The organism is Chitinophaga eiseniae, assembly GCF_900167135.1.
In the GTDB taxonomy this organism is placed as follows: domain Bacteria; phylum Bacteroidota; class Bacteroidia; order Chitinophagales; family Chitinophagaceae; genus Chitinophaga; species Chitinophaga eiseniae.
The window spans coordinates 509,154-529,303 of the sequence record NZ_FUWZ01000004.1; the positions used below are offsets into that span (position 1 = coordinate 509,154).

The 20,150-nt window shown below is 53.5% G+C and carries 15 protein-coding genes; 7 read left to right on the forward strand and 8 right to left on the reverse strand.

Translation table 11 applies throughout. The features are described from left to right. Positions 1–60: 60 nt before the first annotated feature. The 6 genes from B5D63_RS25510 to B5D63_RS25535 all read right to left on the reverse strand — a co-directional run bounded on the left by B5D63_RS25510 (position 61) and on the right by B5D63_RS25535 (position 11,666). On the reverse strand, positions 61–984 hold the full coding sequence (locus B5D63_RS25510; RefSeq protein ID WP_159456158.1) for a PorP/SprF family type IX secretion system membrane protein: 924 nt from the start codon (positions 982–984) through the stop codon (positions 61–63). Further along, positions 974–8,665 carry an MBG domain-containing protein gene (locus B5D63_RS25515; protein WP_159456159.1) on the reverse strand — a complete coding sequence of 2,564 codons (7,692 nt, stop codon included), beginning with the start codon at positions 8,663–8,665 and terminating at the stop codon, positions 974–976. The genes B5D63_RS25510 and B5D63_RS25515 overlap by 11 nt, the downstream gene beginning before the upstream one ends. 136 nt (positions 8,666–8,801) lie before the next feature. Then, entirely contained in the window at positions 8,802–9,944 is a 1,143-nt protein-coding gene (locus B5D63_RS25520; protein ID WP_078671686.1) for an ABC transporter substrate-binding protein, read from the reverse strand. Positions 9,945–9,952: 8 nt separating this feature from the next. After that, the gene (locus B5D63_RS25525) at positions 9,953–10,498 is read right to left on the reverse strand and encodes a phage tail protein (protein WP_078671687.1); all 546 of its coding nucleotides are present in this window, start codon (positions 10,496–10,498) and stop codon (positions 9,953–9,955) included. Positions 10,499–10,525: 27 nt separating this feature from the next. After that, a complete protein-coding gene (locus B5D63_RS25530) occupies positions 10,526–11,080 on the reverse strand; it encodes a phage tail protein (protein ID WP_078671688.1) in 555 nt (184 codons plus the stop codon). Between the two features lie 19 nt (positions 11,081–11,099). Further along, positions 11,100–11,666, reverse strand: coding sequence for a phage tail protein (locus B5D63_RS25535; RefSeq protein ID WP_078671689.1), 567 nt, complete (start codon positions 11,664–11,666; stop codon positions 11,100–11,102). A gap of 154 nt (positions 11,667–11,820) precedes the next feature. On the opposite strand from B5D63_RS25535, the gene B5D63_RS25540 reads away from it, so the two are divergent. Both B5D63_RS25540 and B5D63_RS25545 read left to right on the forward strand, forming a co-directional pair. After that, a complete protein-coding gene (locus B5D63_RS25540) occupies positions 11,821–12,669 on the forward strand; it encodes a bifunctional UDP-sugar hydrolase/5'-nucleotidase (protein ID WP_078671690.1) in 849 nt (282 codons plus the stop codon). Between the two features lie 29 nt (positions 12,670–12,698). Then, positions 12,699–12,962 (forward strand): hypothetical protein, encoded by a 264-nt coding sequence (locus tag B5D63_RS25545; RefSeq protein ID WP_078671691.1) that lies wholly within the window; start codon positions 12,699–12,701, stop codon positions 12,960–12,962. 14 nt (positions 12,963–12,976) lie between these two features. On the opposite strand, the gene B5D63_RS25550 is transcribed toward B5D63_RS25545, so the two are convergent. Continuing rightward, on the reverse strand, positions 12,977–13,966 hold the full coding sequence (locus B5D63_RS25550; RefSeq protein WP_143313092.1) for a TolB family protein: 990 nt from the start codon (positions 13,964–13,966) through the stop codon (positions 12,977–12,979). A 153-nt stretch (positions 13,967–14,119) separates the two neighbouring features. Between B5D63_RS25550 and B5D63_RS25555 the strand changes: the two genes are divergently transcribed. Together B5D63_RS25555 and B5D63_RS25560 are read left to right on the forward strand one after the other, a co-directional pair. After that, positions 14,120–16,060, forward strand: coding sequence for a sensor histidine kinase (locus tag B5D63_RS25555; RefSeq protein WP_143313093.1), 1,941 nt, complete (start codon positions 14,120–14,122; stop codon positions 16,058–16,060). Then, complete coding sequence (locus B5D63_RS25560; protein WP_078671694.1) at positions 16,035–16,658, forward strand: response regulator; 624 nt, start codon at positions 16,035–16,037, stop codon at positions 16,656–16,658. Before B5D63_RS25555 ends, B5D63_RS25560 begins: the two co-directional genes overlap by 26 nt. Positions 16,659–16,666: 8 nt before the next feature. Here B5D63_RS25560 and B5D63_RS25565 read toward each other — a convergent pair whose 3' ends face one another. Beyond that, positions 16,667–17,533: an alpha/beta fold hydrolase gene (locus B5D63_RS25565; protein WP_200817100.1), complete on the reverse strand. Its 867-nt coding sequence runs from the start codon at positions 17,531–17,533 to the stop codon at positions 16,667–16,669. Between the two features lie 128 nt (positions 17,534–17,661). Between B5D63_RS25565 and B5D63_RS25570 the strand changes: the two genes are divergently transcribed. The 3 genes from B5D63_RS25570 to B5D63_RS25580 all read left to right on the forward strand — a co-directional run bounded on the left by B5D63_RS25570 (position 17,662) and on the right by B5D63_RS25580 (position 20,109). After that, positions 17,662–18,183 (forward strand): hypothetical protein, encoded by a 522-nt coding sequence (locus B5D63_RS25570; RefSeq protein WP_078671695.1) that lies wholly within the window; start codon positions 17,662–17,664, stop codon positions 18,181–18,183. A 211-nt stretch (positions 18,184–18,394) separates the two neighbouring features. Beyond that, positions 18,395–18,946, forward strand: coding sequence for an RNA polymerase sigma-70 factor (locus tag B5D63_RS25575; RefSeq protein WP_159456160.1), 552 nt, complete (start codon positions 18,395–18,397; stop codon positions 18,944–18,946). Between the two features lie 50 nt (positions 18,947–18,996). Then, on the forward strand, positions 18,997–20,109 hold the full coding sequence (locus B5D63_RS25580) for a FecR family protein (RefSeq protein WP_078671697.1): 1,113 nt from the start codon (positions 18,997–18,999) through the stop codon (positions 20,107–20,109). Positions 20,110–20,150: the final 41 nt, after the last annotated feature.

Here is a 20,150-nt window from a genome sequence, read left to right on the forward strand (position 1 = left end):
CGTGTCAGCAGACAATAAAAAAGGGCGCCCGGGCGCCCTTTTTACAGATGATGATGAAGCTTATTTAAACAGATGGACAACGAGGTCCAGCTCAAAAGTACCGTTGGTGTAGTTGGCCAGCCCGGCTGTCTGGGAGTTGTATACCAGCTGAAGACCTGCAATGGACCGGTAATTGATACCGGCTCCCGCGCTGAAGCTCTTGCTGGAATGGTACATGCCGAATACGTTGAACAGGTTTTCCATGAACACAAAACTGGCGCCGGCGTCAATGATATCATCATATCCTTTCATGCCGCGCAGGCACACTTTCGGTTCTATAGACGTCAGCTGATCGCTGAGCGGGAACCGGTAGGATGCTGCTGCAAAAAACAGGTTTCTGTTGATGCCAAAGTCGGAGGACTTGTCTTTCATAAGGCTGACGAGGTTGGGCAGGGAACCCTGCAGGGTAAGTCCTTTACGGGTGAACGCCATGCCGAAATCTGCTTCGAAGTAGTTGTCCCGCCGGTTGAACGCATTGATATTCGGATCGTTCATATCTCCGTTGACCGCTTTGGTATCCAGCCGCCGGGCGATGAAAGCGCCGGAGAGGCCAAAATGGAGCGTGCTCTGTTCGTCGGCTGTGAGCGGCAGGTGATAGGCATAGGAAAAGGCGACTTTGGTGTTGTTCAGCAAACCTGCTTTGTCGTTGAAAATGTTCATACCGATGCCTACCCGGTGAAACAGCTGATAGTCTGCCGTAAGGGATTTGGCTTCGGGAGCGCCCGGCATATCCGACCAGGGGCGCTGGTAGGCAAGATATACATGCAGCCCGGTGTCTATACCGGCCATGGCCGGGTTGGCGAGGTACGGATTCAGAAAATACTGTGCAGCCAACGGCTCGTACAATTGTGACGGGTTGCCGGCGGTCTGCGCGCCGGCGGTTTGGCTGCTGAGCACTCCTGCTGCCGGCAGCAGCAGGTAGCAGGCTATCTGTTTAATTTTCATGTACAATAGTGATAAAGCCTTTGAATAATGGTCTGTTTTCACCCAGATCGATGATGTAGTAGTAAGTACCCTCGGCCAGGCGCTGACCATTGACGGTACCTTTCCAGTTGTTGGTATAGCCATGCTGACGATAGATCAGCCGTCCGGTACGGTCGAAAATCTTCACTTCGTTTTGCGGGTACATGTCTATATTCTTTACCACCCACACGTCGTTGATGCCGTCGCCGTTGGGCGTCAGAATGTTGGTAGGCTCCAGCTTATAATCTTCTTTTACGTTGATGGTAACGTCTCTGACAACGCTGCAGCCTGCTGCGTTGCTGATGGTAACCCGGTAGGTGGTGGTGGCCGTGGGCCTCGCTGCCGGCGCTGGCGCAGCAGCGTCGCTTAACCCCGCCGCCGGTTCCCAGCGGTAGCTGGTACCGCCGGAGGCCACCAGCGTCACACTTTCTCCTTTACTGATCGTGGTATTGCCATTTACCTGCAGATGGCCTGCCGGTAACGGGTTCACGGTAACGTTGGTCGCGGTGGACGTTACGCCGGTATTGCCGGGATAGATGGCTTTAACGGTATAGCTACCGCTTTCGGAAACGGTGAGCGTGCGGCCACCGGCGCTGTTGATCCGGATATTGTTGCGGTACCATTCGTATACCGGTGCTGCGGTGGACTGTAAGGTGACGCTGCCTCCTTCACAGAAGATGGTGCTGCCCTGGGCGGTAATCACCGGCAGCGGATAGGCGGTGACCACGATGGTCTGCATCACCGGCTCCGCTGCTTCGTAGTTGGCATTACCGGCCTGCGAAGCGGTAATGATGGCAGTACCGGCGTTGCCTACGATGCCGGTACTACCGGCAACGGCTATTGTGGATGTATTGTTGCTGGTGAAACTTACCGGCAAACCTGAGCTGGTAGTGGCCACCAGCGGAAAGTCCGCATCCCCCTGGTTTTTGTTTCCCGGTGCAGTAAAGGTAATCTGTTGCGGAGCCTTCTGAATGATGAGGGAGCCGTTGTTATAGATAAATGTATAGTCGTTACTGTTAAGTCCGCCCGGCGTGATGATATACTTACCGGCATTCACGGCTCCCTGCGACGTACCGCTGTAAGTCAGCGTACCGGTTAACCTGCCGGCGTTATCACCGTTCACAAATCCCGTATAGTCAGCTTCGTTACCTCCGGTATAGGCGGCACCGTTATAGGTGCGGGTATCGTTTTTCGCGGTGACGGTCAGCGTTGCTTTGGCGACGTTAAAGGTACGGTTAACTGCAGCCGCTGGTTTGAACGCGCTGTTGCCTGGCTGGGAGGCGGCGATGGTCACGGTACCGGCGCCCGTCAGGGTAACGGTATTGCCATTGATCGTTGCGGGCCCGCTGACGATACGGTAGCTTACCGGCAACGTACTGCTGGCGGTAGCATTGAGTGTAAATGCGGCATTGCCATAGGTCTTGTCAGTGATCGCCGTGAAGGAGATGGACTGATCTGCCGGACCAACGGTCAGCGTGCCACCTGTCAGCGTAAAGAGATAGTTGGCTGCGCGCATGTTGCCCGCTGTGATACTGATAGGATAGGTGCCGGCGGCGCTGGTAATGTTTGCGGTGGTGCTTAAGTCCGGCGTACCGCTTATCACACTGCGGTTTTCATTGTATACAAACCCGTTAAGGGTATATGTCAGCACAGGGTTGGCAATACCGAACGCACGTTGCTGATCATCAGCTTTTACCTGTAAGACGGCCGGCGCTACGGTGAAGCTTTGGCTTACCGGCGTAGCGGCGTTATAGTTAGCATCGCCTTTTTGTGTAGCCGTCACCGTTACCGTGCCGGCTCCGGTGATGTGCAGCATGTTGCCGCTGATGGTAGCGGAGCCGGCTGCCACCGCCAGGCTGACAGGCAGCCCTGCATCGGAGGTGACGCTGATAGCAAACGGCGCGTCGCCATAGGTTTTATTCGCCGGCGCATTAAAGTGAATGGTTTGTGCTGCTTTGGAGATGGCGAGCCGGCCGTCCACAAAACGGAAGTCGTAATGAGCGGCTGTCAGACTACCCGCAGAAACAGTAATCGGGTATACACCCGGAGCGCTCGTGGTATGGGCGGCCGTGCTGATGTCTGCATCGCCATTCAGGACACTATTGTTATCGTTGTATACAAAACCGCTGATGGTATAGGTCAATGCCGGATTTTGCCCGCCGTACGCCCTGTTTTTGCCGTCGGCGGTAACGGTCAGTATCGCTTTGTTAACGTTAAAGGCATTGACCACGCGCGTTGCCGGCGTGTAACGTGCATCACCGGTCTGGTCTGCAGCGATGCTCACGGCGCCGACGCCTGTAATGGTAACAGTGTTTCCGCTAATAGTGGCCGGTCCGCTGAGCACCGTGTACGTCACTGGTAGCTGGCTGCTACTGGTGGCGCTGAGCGTAAAGGCAGCATCGCCGTACGTCTTGTTGCCAATGGCTGGGAAGCTGATCGTCTGACTGGCGGGCCCTACGGACAGCATACCATCTGTAAACAGGAAGGTATAGTTAGCGGCGCTGAGATTACCAGTGGTAATACGGATCGGATAAGTACCTACAGCACTGCTGGCATCTGCCGTGGTGATGAGGGCAGGAGCGCCGGTTAGAACGCGGTTATCCTCCTGGTATACAAAACCGGTAACGGTATAAGTCAGCGGCGGATTATTATTTCCATATGGCCGCTGCAGGTCGTCTGCTTTTATGGTGAGCGGGGCGGGCGCGATCTTAAAGCTCCTGCTGACCGCCGCTGCCGGAGTGTAATTGCCATCGCCGCGCTGTGTAGCCGTTACTGTTACCGTACCGGCACCGGTGATGGTAATGCTATTGCCGCTGATAGTGGCCGGTCCGCCGGTTACCGCGAACGCAACGGGTAAGCCCGCATCGGAAGTGGCCTGAAGGGTAAATGAAGGATCGCCATATACTTTGTCGGTGATGGCGTCAAAAGCAATGGACTGGCTGGCAGGGACAACGGTCAGTGTACCAGCTTTATAGGTAAAGTCGTAATTGGCAGCGCTAAACGCAGGGTTGCTCAGGCTGATCGGATAAGTGCCTGCCGGACTGTTAATCCCTGCGGTAGTGCCGACAGTGGCCGTGCCGGTGACAACGTTGCCGTTATCGGCGCCAATGTAACCGGTGATGGTATAATCTAATATTGGATTCGCCTGTTTATAGTCTCTTGTTTTATCGTTAGCCGTGACGGTGAGCAGCGCTTTGCCGACCAGGAACGATCGTTGTTCTTCCGCGGCGGGCTGATAGTTGCTGTTGCCCGCCTGGTTGGCCGCAATGGTTACAGCGCCGCTGCCGGTAATCGTCACGGTATTGCCGTTGATGGTGGCAGGACCGCTGACAACGGCATAGGTAACGGGCAATCCGCTGCTGCTGATGGCGCTGAGCATAAACGGTGCATCACCGTAGGTTTTGCTGCTGACAGCCGGGAAGGTGATGGACTGCTCCGCGGTGGTGACCGTCAGTGTGCCATTTGCGGGAGTGATGATGTAATTGGAGGAGCTGACGGCAGCACTGATCGTAATCGGATAATCACCGGGTGTACTGAGGACGTCTGCTGAAGTGGAGAGATGGATCGTGGTGGTGCCATTTACCACGGAAGCGTCATCGCCATTCACGAAGCCGGTAAAGCTATAGGAAAACTGCGGATCGTTCTGTTTATATTCCCTTGTCTTGTTGTCTGCTTTGAGTGTCAGATAAGCTTTTTTGACGGTGAAGCTTTGAGACAATGGATTCGCTGCGTCGTAGTTGTTGTTGCCCGGTTGGCTGGCAGTCACTACTACGGTGCCGGCGCCGGTAATGGTAAGGATGTTCGCCGCAATGGTGGCTGGTCCTGTAACAGTATAGTTTACCGGCAACCCTGCATCGCTGGTAGCATTCAGCGTGATTGGCGCAGCGCCGTATGTCTGGTCCGCCGGCGCGGGGAAACTGATAGCCTGCGGCGATGGAGTAATGGTGAGGGAGCCATTGGTAAAACTGAAATCGTAGTTGTCAGCGTGCAGGGTACCCGTTGTAATGTTGATCGGGTAAATGCCTGCATCACTGGAGAGACCAGCAGCAGTAGTGATGGCTGCCGTGCCGCTGACAACGGAACCGTTGTCGCCATTCACCAATCCGGTGATAGTATAGTCCAGAAACGGATTGGCCTGATTGTATGCCCGCGCTTTGTCGTTGGCGGTGACGGTGAGCACCGCTTTATTAATGCGGAAAGTCTGCGTCGTCTGTTGCGCCGGATCATAATTACCATCTCCCGGTTGTTGGGCGGCGATAGTGACGGTACCGGCGCCGGTGATGGTGATGGTGCTGCCGTTAACCGTGGCAGGGCCGTTAACAACCGAATAGGTGACCGGCAGACCACTGCTGGTGGTGGCGCCGGCTGTAAAGTTACCATCACCATAGGTCTTGTCGCTGATAGCGGGGAAGGTGATGGTTTGCGGTGCGGCGGTGATAGTCATCGTACCACCAACGGGGACGATATTGTAATTATTGGAAGAGGTAACGGCGGTAAACTGAATGGGATAGCTGCCGGGCGTACTGTTCAGATCGGCGGTGGTAGCCAGGGCCGCACTGCCTGTCAGTACGGAGGCGTCTTCTCCATTCACAAAACCGTTGTAATGATAAGTCAGTGCGGGGTTGTTCCTGCCGTATTCCCTTGACTGGTTATCTGCGACCAGGCTCAGAGGAGCTTTGGAGACGGAGATGCTGGTTTGTACTGCGACTGCAGCATCGTAGTTGTTGTCTCCTCCCTGTGTTGCCGTAACGGTGATAATACCGGTACCAGTGACAGTGAGCATATCGCCGCTGATGGTGCCGGGGCCAGTGGCTGTATAATTTACCGGAAGCCCTGCATCGCTGGTGGCGTTCAGGGAGAACGGCGCGGTGCCGTAAGTTTTACCGGGTATAACGGGGAAGCTGATGTTCTGAGTGGCTTTCGTTACGGTTAGGGTACCGTTTGCCACACTGAAGTCGTAGTTATCGGCGTATAGCGTGCCGGTAGCCATCGTGATGGGATAAATACCCGGCGCGTCGGATATGTCGGCGGTAGTGCTGATGTCTGCCGCGCCGCTGACAACGGAGCTGTTATCTCCATTCACCAGTCCGGTGATGGTATAGTCCAGCGCCGGATTGGCCTGCTTATACGGACGGATCTTGTCATTCGCAGTCGCGGTCAGTGTGGCCTTTTTAACGGTCAGGCTTTTTGATACCGGTGCGGCAGGGAAATGATTGACGTCGCCCGGCTGGCTGGCGTTTATTGTAACGGTGCCGGCGCCGGTGATGGACAGCATATTGCCCGTTATCGCAGCAGGGCCGGACACAGCGTATACTATATCAAGACCGCTGTCGGTCTGTTTCGTCAGGGTGATCGGCGTGACGCCATAAGTCACGTCTGTCGGTACAGAGAAGTTGATGGTCTGTGTCGTGGGGGTGATCGTCAGGCTGCCGGTTGCGCCGGTAAAACTGTAATTATCGGCGCTAAGCCCGCTTACGTCCGCTGTAATGGCATATACGCCCACAGGGCTGGTAAGGGTGGTGGCGGTGCTGTAGGTGGCGGTGCCGCGTACCACGGAGGCGTTCTCATTATAAACAAATCCGCTGTAAGTGCCGGTGAAGGGTGGATCTGCGGTATAATAGGACCTTGTGTTGTCAACCGGTGTTACAGTGAGCGCTTTTTTGTTGATTGTCAGCGTCTGGCTGGCGCCGGTGGTATTGGCAAGGTAACCATTGCTGGCGCCGGCGGTGGCGGTGATTTGTGCGGTACCCGCACCGGTGATTTTAATCGCGCCATTGACAATGGCGGCTACTGCCGGATTATCTGAAGTATAGGTGATAATCCCGTCGCCGCTGGAAATCGCGAAGGGATAGAAATTATTGTCGCCGTACGTGCGTGCTGTGATCGGATTAAACGTGATGGTTTGAGGTTGCGCCTGATATTCAAAAGCGCCGGGGTCAATACTGTTATTGCTGATACGGGGTTGACCGGCAAGGTCGGTATTACCTGCCTGTGCGGGATACCCGTTAGCGTTAGTAGACGGATCGCCTTTGTTGATGACCGGGCTGGTGGCCTTCAGGGTCAGATCTCCGTTGGTGATATCGGTAAAATACACATCTGTGAAAAACGAGGACGGCGAATTGTTGGCATAGTAGGTCGAACCTGAAATAGTATAGTAGTAGTTGACAAAACCTCCTGCATGGACAATATCCATCGGATCAGTGTTATTGGTGACGATGGTGTTGTAAAGGTCCATCTGTCCGCCGCTTTGTTTGATGCCGGAGGATATATTGCCGGCAATAGTGGTGTTGATGAGTTTAAGCGTGCCGTTGCCGGCGATAATCCCTTCGCCCGTACCGGCTTCGTTACCAAAGAAGCTGCTGTTGGTGATGGTGGTGGTACCGGCAGCAGGAAGGTAGAGGGCGCCACCGGAGGCCCCGGCTTTATTGCCATAAAAGCGGGCATTCCGGATCATGATGGTGCTGGAATTGCTTGTATAGAAGCCTGCGCCGTTCGGACCGCCGGTACTGTTGGAAGTCTTTCCGCCGGTAATGGTGACGCCATCCAGTGTAATATTTCCGCCGTTGGCGGTGACCACATGATAACTGTTGATCCCCTGTATGTTGGATGGTTTGAGTACAACGCCGTTGGTCAGTACGTCATTGTTGTCGATGTCTCCGCTAAGGATCACCGGATTGGCGCCGGTAATGCGGTTAGCGATGCTGCTCTCTGTACCGGCAAATCCGCCGTATACCGGGATATTATGGATGAGCACAAAGCTCATGGCGGGGTCTGTGGTGCTGGGTTTATAGGTGCCTTTCGCTACCCATACCTGGGTGATGCCATTAGCGGGATTGGCGGCGGCTGACAAGGCATCGCGTAGTTCCGTCAGCGGGGCGCCCCAGCTGCTGCCATCTCCGGGAGAAGCGGACTGTTTGTTGACATATAAAATACCGTCTGCGCCGGGCCTCACAATTGCCAGATTGCAGGGCGGGGTTTTGTTCAGGTCAAAGGCGGTGGGCACCGGTGCTGCCATAGTGTTGTCTTTAGCCCAGTTGGCAGGGTCCTGTATCAGGGCCTGCAGCGCCGGCATGGAGTTGGCTGCGGCAACGTTACAGTTATACCTGCCATTCACCGCGGTAATATTGGGAAACTGCGTCGGCGGCAATGTGCCCGGCAGCATCGATTTGGAAGAAGTGAACTCACACGGATCGAGTGATGCTTCCCAGGCAGAGCGATTGATATTGATGCCTGCGATGATAGTAATAAAAGGGGAGGAACCGGTGAATGCAAACAGCTGATCGCCGGCGAGGCCGAGGCTTATGTATTCTTTATTACCGGAGGCTTTGGTGGCCTGTATACCTGTTACGGTGCCGATAGAGGCGGTAAGTTTGTATTTGCAGGTGATCACGACGGATTGACCGGCTCTGAGCGTCGCAGGGCCTGATCGCCATAAGATCGTTCCGTCCGTCTGTGAGCCGCCGGCAGGACAGGAGAGTGATTGAAAGTCGCTGCCCGTCCAGCCAAGATCGGTAAAGTAAATATTACTGTTGGCCGGAAGGTCACGTAGGAGGACAAACGAAAAAGCATCGTCCTGTATGTTGCCGTCCGTATCGTCGTCGAAGGTGGTGTAACCGGTAAACATCAGGTCGCCGGGGCTTTGCGCCTGAACAATTGCAGTCATCCCGGTCAGTAAAAGTATCGTGATGACAGTCCTGCGTAAAAATAACTTCATAGAGGGAAGTCTTAGGTATAAGAAATATATCGTTGTGCATCCTGTGGTGCAGGATGTAAGGTTTGGGTGTTTCACTGCGCGGTTGTCAGGCGCAGAGATAAGTGTTGATCCAGCCGGAAGCTTGTCCTTCCGGTTTTAGCCGGATGATGTCCTGCCAGATATGTGCCGTGTTGGTTACCTCGCTCAGTATGGCTGGTTTAAACGTCTCATCCATCTGCACCAGCCAGGAGGGGCCCAGTATGTGATGGGTAGCTGCGTCCATATGCAGGATACCGCGGGGGCTTTCCAGCTGCACTTCTTTCATCATTTCCAGGATGTTTCCTGCATGAAAATGATGCTGGCCTGCTGTCCGGAGGATTTGTTCCAGTATAATGCCGGTGTCCCAGCCGTGGAGCGCCGCTACAGAGGCTTCGCGTCCGCTGTGTTGCCGGAATTGTGTTTTGAATAATTCGTTGGCGGGATTGTCCAGTATGGACACCCACGGGGTATAACCCTGGAGGCGGAAAGGCAGTTCCAGCGGACCGTGTACGGCCGGCAGGGATTCGTCGGACAGCATAGGGCCTGTGAACAGCTGTAAATCGTTGATGCCTGACCGTTGTAAATGCTGCAGAAAACAGTGCGCAAGGTCTCCGTTGAATAGAGACAATAATGCACGTGTTTCCGGATGAGCGTTCAGGAATGTTTCTAACGGCGCCGTGTTGAATTCCGCTGTTTTGTACTGGCTGACGTAGTTGTAGGTCAGGCTGCCGCCACTGCTCATATAGGCCTCCGAAAAGGCATGGCAATGGGAGTATCCGCCGTCGTAGAAAGAAGTGCACATAGCAGCATGAGATGCTTTGGTAGCTGCATACATGCCTGTGAGCCTGCAATGGATCGTGTTGTTGAGTGTATGCGACAGCATAGCCGGATGGGGTTCCCAGTTGTGAAGGTATTTGGCGCCGCCATGCACCGCTATCAACAGTTTATTGAGCGCCCGCGCGAGGTCGGCTGTTTGTTTCAGTGTCGCCTGGTCTGCATACACTACGAGTACGTCGGCCTTTTCCTCCAGCAGTAGTCGTTCTGCTTCCTGATGCACCAGGCCTGCGTTGGTGCCGTATTGGATGTTACTGCTGATTAGTGTGGCGCCTGTCTGCCGGTGTTGCAGGCAAGCGGTCAGGCCGGCCTGAAAATCATGTTGCAGCAGGAGGTTGAAAGTCGATTTGGGTAAAAGGGTACCTATCTTCATCATATAAAGGGTCAGGCATGTGGAGGGAAATTACCCTGCGCACAGATGATAAAATTGAGCGGAAGATGGGGTTGCATGTTCTCTATGGGCTGGCCGCTTCCTGCAGGTTGTACCTGTATCGCTGTTTTCAGTGGCGCCATGCGGCTGGTAGCGTGTTTTACACTGCTGTATACCTGTTGCCCGTTGGTAATGGCCATGTAGGTGTTATCGGGAGACGTTAGCTGTCCGGGGTTTTCGCCCAGCACTGGTTGATATACGCTACCGGATATCGTATGTATATGTGCAGGTAGTTGAAAACTGTACAAGGTTTTCTTTTCGGTGCCACCCATCTGGCCTGGCGTATAGGTAGTGCCTAAAAGGTCGCCCGCATGTAAAGGGGCCCTTCCCCGCAGATCGGGAACGGCAAAGGTGTTCCTGCCGTCGCCGCCATAGGTATAGGACAGCAGGGCATACAGCGGGGTATACCGTGCGATGCTTAGTAACGAGCCGTCGCATAAAAACCAGCCATCAGGTGCAAAGGTGCCTGCAAATATTCTAATTTCTCCAATGTAAGGCATAATGGATATTTATTAATATGACGGAAGCTACCCTCTTGAGGGAAAGAAACCTTCCAGCGCGATAAAAAACTGTATGGCCAGATATGGCTGCATATTATTAACCGGCAGTGCGGGGGTGCCGTTATCCATTGTCAGCGTGTGTTGCAATGCGGCGGTAGTCCCTGTTCCGGCGGTGCTGCTGTACAGGTTGCCAGTAGCAGCAGTACCCGCAAAAGCACCTACAGGGCTGTGGGTATCATTATTTGCTCCGGCAGGAAGAGACAGTTTATCTTCCCGTACGGTATGGATATGCGGTGGCAGGTTGGCAGCGGTAAGTGTTACTGATTTCTCGCCACCCGGCCGGGCCAGCGTACGCTGATTTAAACCAAGGCCCTGGCCGGCGCCTATTGGCACACGACCCCGTAGGTCGGGCAGCTGAAAGGTCGTTACCCCGTTGCCGCCATACTGGTTGCCCACAATGGCATATAGCGCTGTAAATTGCTGTATGGACACCGTTTGTCCGGCACATTGCGCATACCCTTTAGGGGCATTCAAAAAAGCGGCCATGATAATGTCGCCTATAAACTGGTACTCTTTTACCATATATACCTGTAGATAAAAATTAAATGGGAGACGGATAAATGCCCTGTAACGAGATCACATAATTCAGGCAAAGAAAAGGCATCATATTGTTAACGGGTGAGTTACTGGTGGTGTTGGGCTCGGTGGTAAGCTTCCCTCCCTGAGGTGTTACCATATCACTTACATTCAATGCGATCATTTTTTCATCACTCTGCGTATCATAACGGGGCGCCGCTGTAGCTGGTGCAGGGTAAGCATTGCCAGGAGCTGGCGTGTCAGCGGCCGTGCCAGTTTTCATCCGGATGTTGGTGACGATGGAATGTGTGTGATCGCTGATCTGACCAACAGTCAGCTGGTTAGTGGCATCGCCGCCGGTCATCCCGGGGACATAATTAAAATCCTGGCTGGAGCTGCCCACCGGTACCCTGCCCTGAAGGTTCGGCAACGCAAATGTTTCAATGCCATCTCCGCCATAGGTGGTGCCTATTAAGGAATACAAGGTCGAATGCTCGCTGATCTGAAGCAGCTGGCCATTGCAGTATGCAAATCCGGGAGGAAGGAATTGGAATCCTATAAGGAATATTTCTCCGAGGAATGCCTCGTCCATAGTTTTGGTAGATTTAGGTAAAGGGTGCTCGTCGCGTTTGAAAAACCGCTACAAAAGTATTATATATTTTTTTTCATCCAATATTTATTTCCGGGAAAAAATAACGGGAATGTATATATCTTTGGCCGCAATTTCTTTTTGGTCCCTATAATATATGAACAAAGATCGCCGCGCTTTTCTGCGTAACACCTCGCTGGCTACGGGTTTGCTGTTGCTCCAACAACCTCTCCGTTCCCTGGCCGCCACCATCGGTAACGCGACCTACCTTCCCGGTAACAACCGTGAGCTCACCATCTGGCATACCAATGATATGCATGGACAGGTCGCCGACCTGCGCCCCCCTGGCGATGCCGGTATCCTGCTGGATGCAGGCGACTTTCTTCACGGGGAGACTAACGTTGACGAACATAGGGAAATCATCGCCGCCATGAACCGCGCCGGCTACCACGCCGCTACGATCGGCAACCGCGAACTGGCCGGCGGACAGGCAGCGCTGGCAGCCCTTATCCCCGATATGCAGTTTGCGCTGGTGAACTGCAATTACCGGTTTGCCGACAAAGCCCTGGCCCGCCAGGTATTACCCTATAAAATCGTTTATGCGGGATCGTTAAAAGTAGGTATTACCGGAGTAGGCCCGGCATTGCCTGCGGGTAGCGGCGTTACGGTATTGTCGCCGGTGCAGACGGCCAATGATGTGGCTGTCCGTCTTAAACAGGAACACGGCTGTCATGTGGTGGTATGCCTCTCGCATCTGGGATACAAACAACCGGAAAATATCGCAGACAGCCGCGATCTGGCAATGAGTTCCACACACATCGACTTTGTCGTTGGTGGGCATCAGGAGAAAATCATCCACACCACCATGGTGCTGCGTAATGCCCGTGATCATGAAGTGTATCTTAGCCAGGCCGGAACGAACGGGATGATGACCGGCTTTCTGAAAATGCAGTTCGATGAAGACCGCAACAGGTGCGGCATTACACCGGGCAGTATCATGGCCTGATACCGGTTGTGCCGGAATAGTCTGCCGCAATGCTTACATTACACCGGCAGCCCTGGAAAAAGATACCGTCTCCGATTACCTCGCGGAGCAGCAGCGACATCCTGCGGGCATATTTACTGCACTGGCCGCCGGCGGAATTTCCGGGCGACTGGCCCTATGAACAGTTGGACGCTTCTTTCGAATATATCGGTAGTATAGATGGCTACGGATTTCAACATACTACGCCGGAGGATATCCATCTTTTCTACAGCCCTGCTTTAAAAAAGGCAGTGATCACCTTTGGAAATACCTGATAAAAGCGGGTTATTTATCTCCATACAAAATCCCCTACAACGGCGATGCCCAGCCCTCTGGTGTCTGGTTGCCGGCCGTTTTCCACCACCTGGACTACACGATTGTCTTCACCGGGATATACTTTGTACAGCTGCCCGTCGGCGGGTACCAGGCAAAGATGAGCGGCGGTACCAAAACCATCGCCGGGAGACGATGCCCTTGAATTGGCGAGAACAGCGAGATATTTGCTATCCGGTGAAAAAGAGGGTTTCGTTTCCTGCTGGCTGCTTTCCGTGATCACATGAAAATCGCTGCCGTCCGCATTCATCAGCCAGATGTGATTGCCCGCGGAGAGCGCGATTTTTTTGCCGTCCGGGCTGGCCACCGCATGTCCTCTCCAGTCGGTAAAAGGTATGTCCTTTACTTTGGAGGCACGCGTAAAATCTTTGCTTGTACGGTACAAGGCACCGTTCATTTTAAACAGGATGGTATTGTCCGGCGCCCAGTTGATGGGGTCGAGATATTTGAAATCATAGTTGCCGTAGCCGGAGAGGTTTTTTATCACGCGGCCGTTCAGGTCGATGATGACAAGACCGTCGTCCAGTGTGGGCCCGAGCGCCAACATTGAACCATCGGGAGAAATCATGGGCAGTCCGCCATCATGGTCATCACCACTGGGCGCGCTGTAATGAATGGTCTTGATGACGGAAGCATCGCTGGTGTTAAATAATACATAGTCGCTGCTGGCGGCGTTACCGGTAGGGTCCATCTGTTTTACGCCGGTTTTGCCGTCCCAGCTGATGTCCCAGCCGGCTCCTCCCTGCCAGTCAGGCACTAGCTGAGAAACCACGCCGGAGGGCATGTCCAGCCGCCGGATGCCGCTGGTGCCCTGTTTGATGAATACGGCGCCGGGGCCGTAGTTGTAATTACTGCCACCGCCGGGGCTGTCGCTGTTATTGTCTTTTTTGCACGCCGCCAGGCCAACGAAGGTGAGCGCTATCAAAAGGCAGAAAGAGAGTCGCATATGTTTGAGGTTTTACAATGTCGGACAGGATGTTTTTCACGATTCAAAATTGAGATAAAGCTGCTATCAGGGGAATACTCCCAAAGGAGTATTTTTTAGTTTTTAAGCGGAGATGTAGTAAATTAGATATTGTTTGTTATTAACTTCCCGGATGTGAAACGTTTCCTGCTTATATATTTTTTTTACAGTTGCTGCGCCCTGACAGTTGCCGCACAGGCTTATCAGCAGCGGATAGACAGCTTTCAACGCCTGCTCACAAAAGCAGTTAGCGATACTGACCGTATCCGACTGATGGGAGAGCTGTCCGGCAATTACATGAACATGGGTAAAAGCGCCGAGGCTTATGATTTTGGCGTCCGGGCGCTGCGGCTCGGGAGGCTGGTGCCTTATACTTATTACAAGGCGTTGGCGCATTACAGGATGGGATACGTGTATCTGATGCAGGCTGTTAATGACAGTGCTATCGCACAATATGAAAGCGCCAGGCTGCTGCTGTCGCCGGACAGCCTGTCGCCCGCAGCGGGAAGCCTGTACCTGAAATGCAATAACAATATTGCCTTCGCCTACGCCAATGACGGTTATTCCGAAAAAGCGATGGAACTGATCATCGGTTCCCTGCCATTGATCCTGGCGTTGAAAGATACTTTTATGTACGCTGCAACAGTACATAATGTAGCCGCAGGGCTTACTAACACAAATGAGTATACGAAAGCCTATCCCTATTCGCAGGAAGACCTTCGGTATATGCAGCTCAAGGGCCGGCCGGAGGAGATTGCCGAATCGTTCCTGAGCGGCGCCTTGCTTATGTTGTACATGGATAGCCTTGACCGCGGCGAGCGCTATCTCGATACGGCGGCCATGCATCTGAAAGCGCTGGGCGCCAATGTACTTTGGGGAAGGTATTACAGCTATCAGTCACGTTACCATACCGCCAAAGGCCGGTTGGAATCTGCCGCTATCGCATGCCATAAGGCATTTGAAGAACTGAAACAATTTGACAGGCGGACGAATCAGTATGATGCGTACACGGCGCAGAAAGAATTACAGGAAGCAAGAGGAGACTACCGGGCCGCCAGGGCGGCCGCGGCCAAAAATTATGAAATGGCGCTGGAAGATGAGGCGTCTTCTTTTGTCTTATCCTCGCTGGAAGCAATGGCATCGTACTCCCGCAAAACGGGTGACCTGCGGCAGGCCTACGACGACCTGGAAAAGTATGTTCATTTTAAAGACAGTATCGATAAAAAGCAAACCGCATTTAAACTGAAAGAAATGGAGGCGAAGCTCCAGGCGGCCCGGAAAGAACAGCAGATAGCTTCGCTGCAGGGCAGGGCGCGTTTGCAGCGCTACCTGCTGTGGGGCGTTTCCATCTTACTGTGGCTGACGGTACTTTTTTTCCTGTATGTGATCCGCCAGCGTAAAATCAGGATGGGGCAAAAGATACGCGTCATTGAACAGGCGCGGCAGATGGAAATCACGGATGCCTTGCTGAAAGGAGAGGAGCGGGAACGTACGCGGCTGGCGCGGGACCTGCATGATGGCCTCGGCGGTACGCTGGCCGGACTGAAACTTCACCTCGGCCGTATGGCGCAAAGCAGCGAAACACAACAGGGGGCGTTGCGGCTGGCAGCTGAACAGCTGGGCACGTCGGTACATGAACTACGCCGGATTGCCCGTAACATGATGCCGGAGTCGCTGCTGAAACTTGGATTGGAGCCGGCGCTGAAAGACCTCTGTGAAAATATGCTCTCCCCGCAGTTACACGTGGTATTCAACGCTTATAATATCCGGCAGGACATCCCGCCGCGTATACAGACTATGATCTACCGCATTGTGCAGGAGCTGCTGCACAATGCGGCCCGGCACTCCGGCGCCGGAAAGGTGCTGCTTCAGTGCAGCCAGGAGGCTGCCATGTTTTTTATCACGGTGGAAGATAACGGAAAAGGATTTAATACCGGCCATCATCACAAGGGGATTGGCCTGTCCAGCGTCCGTAGCCGGGTAGAACTGCTGAGAGGCAACATGCAGATCGATTCGGGAGAAAACGGTACTATCATTAATATTGAACTATATGTTACAGATAGCCATCGTGGATGATCACCCCATTGTGGTGAAGGGGTTAAAAGACCTGCTGGAAACAGCGCCGGGATGGACGGTGGCCGGCTGTTTTCATACCGGCAGCGACCTGCTGTCATTTATGGAGGGCAATGAGGTGCAGCTGGTGTTGCTGGACATCAGTCTGCCAGACACCAACGGGATGCTGCTGTGCCAGGGCATCCGCCGGCGATGGCCGGACACACAGGTGGTGGTGGTGAGCAACCTGAGCGACAGGAGCATCATCCGGCAGATGCTGCATGAAGGCGCGGCGGGGTACCTGCTGAAAACGGCCGGCCCGGAAGAGATGCTGGCCTGTATCCACGAAGTGCTGAAAGGTAATACCTCCATCTCTAAAGAAGTACAGGAAATCATCTCCCGCCCGGAACTGGATACCGGCGCTGTCATACCCGAGCTCACCAAAAGGGAAAAACAAATACTGCAGCTGCTGGCAGAAGGCAAACGTTCCGGCGACATCGCGCGGGAGCTGTTTATCAGTCCGCTGACCGTAAAGACCCACCGTGCCACGCTGCTGCAGAAATTCGGTGTCAACAATATTGTGGCGCTGGTAAAACGGGCGCAGGAACTGCGCCTGCTGTAATCCGCCGGTCAGGGCTGGCCATCCAGGAAAGTCCGGATGATGCCCGCCGTGATTCCGGGCATGGGACTACCAGCTTCAAAAGTCAGGCGCTCGCCGATAAACGAGCCATGATTGCCGGGGAGTATGGCCAGCCGGGCGCCCGGTATCACCTGCGACATCTCCGCAAAGTGCCGGGTGGTGATCACATCCCGGTCGCCACCGATCACCAGGGCGGGCGCGTGGATAGACTGCATGTCTTCGGTCGTCCGGTCGCGGAAGCCCATGCGTTTTGCCCGGTCTTTGTTGAACATATTGACAACTCCCTGCTGATCGGGGTTCACCTCGAGATAGGCTTCCGTTAGCGGCGCCGGCATATCTGCAAACGTTGCCTTTTCCATTCCCTCGAAGAAACCGGGTACCATGCCTTCCCGTAGATAATTACCGGAGATCAGGACGATTTTATGCGCAATGGCCGGATGATGAATGGCTATTTCCATCGTGGTACAGGCGCCATCGCTGAAACCCACAATATTGGCCTGCCGGATGTGAAGGTATTGCAGTAGCGCCGCTACGTCCGCCGCGTCCTGCTGAAAGGATTCCGGCGCGTTGCGGTCGCCCGTACGGCCATGTGCCTGCAGCTCCATGGCAATCACCTTGTAATGGGGCGCCAGTAGCGGCAACAGCGTGCCCCAATTGGAGGGGATGGTGGAGCCACCGCCATGGACCAGTACCAGTGGGATACCGCTATCGTTACCGTGGATTTCATAATACATCCTGATACCATTGATGGTGGCGTATTGACCGGTTTTTTCGGATGCGTGCTGCATAATATTGTTATTGAGCGTGAAAGAAAATAATCCTGGCAGGGCCAGCACCAGGCAAATGAGTATTTTCATGACCTGTTTTTTTGTAAAGATAAACGGCTGAAAGACAAACCTGACCGGGTAGTTATGACAAAATAGGTGGCAAATAACGACAGGTTGCGGGCGGAAAAATTCGTACATTCATTCCAACAAACGATACCATGAAACAGTTGCTGTTAACCACCCTGATGGGGTTGTTTTCCCTTACCGCTCTCGCACAGCAAAAGACAAACCTGGCGAAGCTACAGTTTGATGAACTGGCCGCGAAAGTATTGCAGGGCATCACCGGCGTCCGGCAGGGTAAACTCTATGATCTTCCCAATATGCTCTCTTATGGAATAGACAACAAAGGCGTGTTGTTGTTCGATCGCTACGCGCCGCCGCATGTGGAATTACTGGCTTATAATGAAAAGGTGGCCGGGTTCGGCTTCCGTATTATGAGCTATTCCTTTCAACAGGAGATAAAAGACTACCTGGAAAATCACTATGCCCTGAAGCTGGCGGATTCTTCCCGGTGGGGCAAACAATACACTTATGCGGACAGTCAGGTCACGATTAATTTTCAGGCAGTACCGGAGACGGACTTTAAACAGGGGAGAAGTGGTTACCTCGATATAAAAACCAGTACGCTGACAAAGGCGATCGCCGTACAGGAAGAAAAATATAAAAAGGCGCACCGTTGACGGGCGCTTTTTTTGACAAAAAAAATTTCCCCGTCCTTCACCCTTTTTCGGTATCCGCGTGCCTGATACTAATTATCATATACCAGGACCATAATAGCAGGATTGTCGTCAGAACAGATTTCATGTGAACCGCAGCTAAAAGGAGATGATGGAAATAAATCCGGATTATTTTTTACTTTGTACGGGTAACAATGAACGTACAAAGTGGCTTATGCATCAACCAGGATCAGGAGAGGCTGTTTCCTTTGAGGAACAGTTCAGGCAACACTATACATTTTTATGTACGGTAGCCTATTACATTGTGGAAGATGAGGATGCGGCGAGGGACGTGGTACAGGACTTCTTCCTGTACTGCTGGCATAAGCGTCATATCATCCGGATCACACACGACTTTAAGAGTTATGCCGTTCGTGCGGTAAAAAATGCTTCTCTGAACTATCTCCGGAAATCTGGCAAAACGCAGCTGGAAGAGATTCATGTCATCGAGGAGCTGACCCGCTATTTCCCGCTGGAAGACAAGGAAGAAGAGGAGCAGCGTAACAGGGCGCTGTGGGCAGCTGTTTCCCGTCTGCCCGAGCAGCGGCAGCGTATATTCCTCATGAGCAACCGTGATGGGCTTAAATACAAGGATATTGCAGCCGTTCTGGATATTTCCGTGAATACGGTGAAAACACAAATCAAACTGGCGTTACAGTTTTTAAGAAAAGAATGCGGATGGATGGCGCGGATGATCTCTTTTATATTTTTTTTATCCCGCTTTTGAAATTGGCTTCACCCTTTTTTGAAGTTCGGGTGCCTTAACAATAACCAGATATGAATTTAGATAACAACGAGCACGATATTGACTGGGACAAGCTGATAGAACAGCTGGAGGACGGGCAGTTGCCGCCGGACATGACCGACGCCGAAATGGCGGCGCTGGCCGCGGCCAGAGAGGTGCAGGCCCGGCTGAAGGCAGGCCGTTTTTCAGCGGAGGACGGATGGCAGCGTTTTACCGAAGCCAGGGACCAACGGAAAGGACGTATACGCGTGTTGGCAAGGGCAGCGGTGGCTGCAGCGGTGGTACTGGCGGCAGGCGCCACCTGGTGGACATTCCGGGCCCAACAACCGGTCGCCCAACTGGCGAACGCCCAGCCGGAGGAAAAAGTAATGCTACATCTCTCCGGCGGACGCACCGTCACGCTGGGACAGGATTCACTGGAGATCCAGCATAATAATATTGCCCGTATAAAAGCCCGTACAGACCATCTCGAGTATGCAGCCGGCAGCGGTCAGGAACAGGTAACCACCATGGACACACTGGATGTGCCCAGAGGCAGACAGTTCTCGCTCCGGCTGGCAGATGGCACGCAGGTATGGCTGAATGCCGCCTCCCGCCTGATATTTCCGGCCGCCTTCCATGGCGCCACCAGGGAGGTGACGGTACAGGGAGAGGCTTTCTTCGAAGTAGCCCAACAGGCCGCGCAACCGTTCATCGTTCATGCCGGCAAAACTGAGATGAAGGTGCTGGGCACCGGTTTTAACGTAAACGCCTATAATGCACAGACCACCACCACCCTCGCCAGCGGGAAACTGCTGGTAACGGCAGGAGCAGCGCAGATGGTACTGCAACCCGATGAACAGGCCGTCTTAAATAGTAACGGCACGCTGCAGAAACAGGCGGTGGAAGCACGCCTTTTTACCGCCTGGAAAGAGGGTGACCTCTTCTTTGAAGATGCTCCGCTGCGGGAAATAACCGTCACCCTGGCACGCACTTACGACTATGACTTTATATTTGACGATACCGACCTGGAAAGAATGAGTTTTACGATAGACATACGCCGCCCTGCGGTTTTACAGGGTGTACTCAACCAAATCACCAAAAGTTTGCAAACGGTCCGTTTTGAAGTAGATGGCCGTACTGTACATGTGAAGAAACAACAATAACAATTAAACAGCCGTCATATCGGCGATTGACAACGGGTAGT

What these genes read in the sequence shown, in the direction of transcription:
- B5D63_RS25510 (WP_159456158.1), bottom strand. Translation starts at nt 984, where the DNA reads ATGAAAATTAAACAGATAGCCTGCTACCTGCTGCTGCCGGCAGCAGGA.
- B5D63_RS25515 (WP_159456159.1), bottom strand. Translation starts at nt 8,665, where the DNA reads ATGACTGCAATTGTTCAGGCGCAAAGCCCCGGCGACCTGATGTTTACC.
- B5D63_RS25520 (WP_078671686.1), bottom strand. Translation starts at nt 9,944, where the DNA reads ATGATGAAGATAGGTACCCTTTTACCCAAATCGACTTTCAACCTCCTG.
- B5D63_RS25525 (WP_078671687.1), bottom strand. Translation starts at nt 10,498, where the DNA reads ATGCCTTACATTGGAGAAATTAGAATATTTGCAGGCACCTTTGCACCT.
- B5D63_RS25530 (WP_078671688.1), bottom strand. Translation starts at nt 11,080, where the DNA reads ATGGTAAAAGAGTACCAGTTTATAGGCGACATTATCATGGCCGCTTTT.
- B5D63_RS25535 (WP_078671689.1), bottom strand. Translation starts at nt 11,666, where the DNA reads ATGGACGAGGCATTCCTCGGAGAAATATTCCTTATAGGATTCCAATTC.
- B5D63_RS25540 (WP_078671690.1), top strand. Translation starts at nt 11,821, where the DNA reads ATGAACAAAGATCGCCGCGCTTTTCTGCGTAACACCTCGCTGGCTACG.
- B5D63_RS25545 (WP_078671691.1), top strand. Translation starts at nt 12,699, where the DNA reads ATGCTTACATTACACCGGCAGCCCTGGAAAAAGATACCGTCTCCGATT.
- B5D63_RS25550 (WP_143313092.1), bottom strand. Translation starts at nt 13,966, where the DNA reads ATGCGACTCTCTTTCTGCCTTTTGATAGCGCTCACCTTCGTTGGCCTG.
- B5D63_RS25560 (WP_078671694.1), top strand. Translation starts at nt 16,035, where the DNA reads ATGTTACAGATAGCCATCGTGGATGATCACCCCATTGTGGTGAAGGGG.
- B5D63_RS25565 (WP_200817100.1), bottom strand. Translation starts at nt 17,533, where the DNA reads ATGAAAATACTCATTTGCCTGGTGCTGGCCCTGCCAGGATTATTTTCT.
- B5D63_RS25570 (WP_078671695.1), top strand. Translation starts at nt 17,662, where the DNA reads ATGAAACAGTTGCTGTTAACCACCCTGATGGGGTTGTTTTCCCTTACC.
- B5D63_RS25575 (WP_159456160.1), top strand. Translation starts at nt 18,395, where the DNA reads ATGCATCAACCAGGATCAGGAGAGGCTGTTTCCTTTGAGGAACAGTTC.
- B5D63_RS25580 (WP_078671697.1), top strand. Translation starts at nt 18,997, where the DNA reads ATGAATTTAGATAACAACGAGCACGATATTGACTGGGACAAGCTGATA.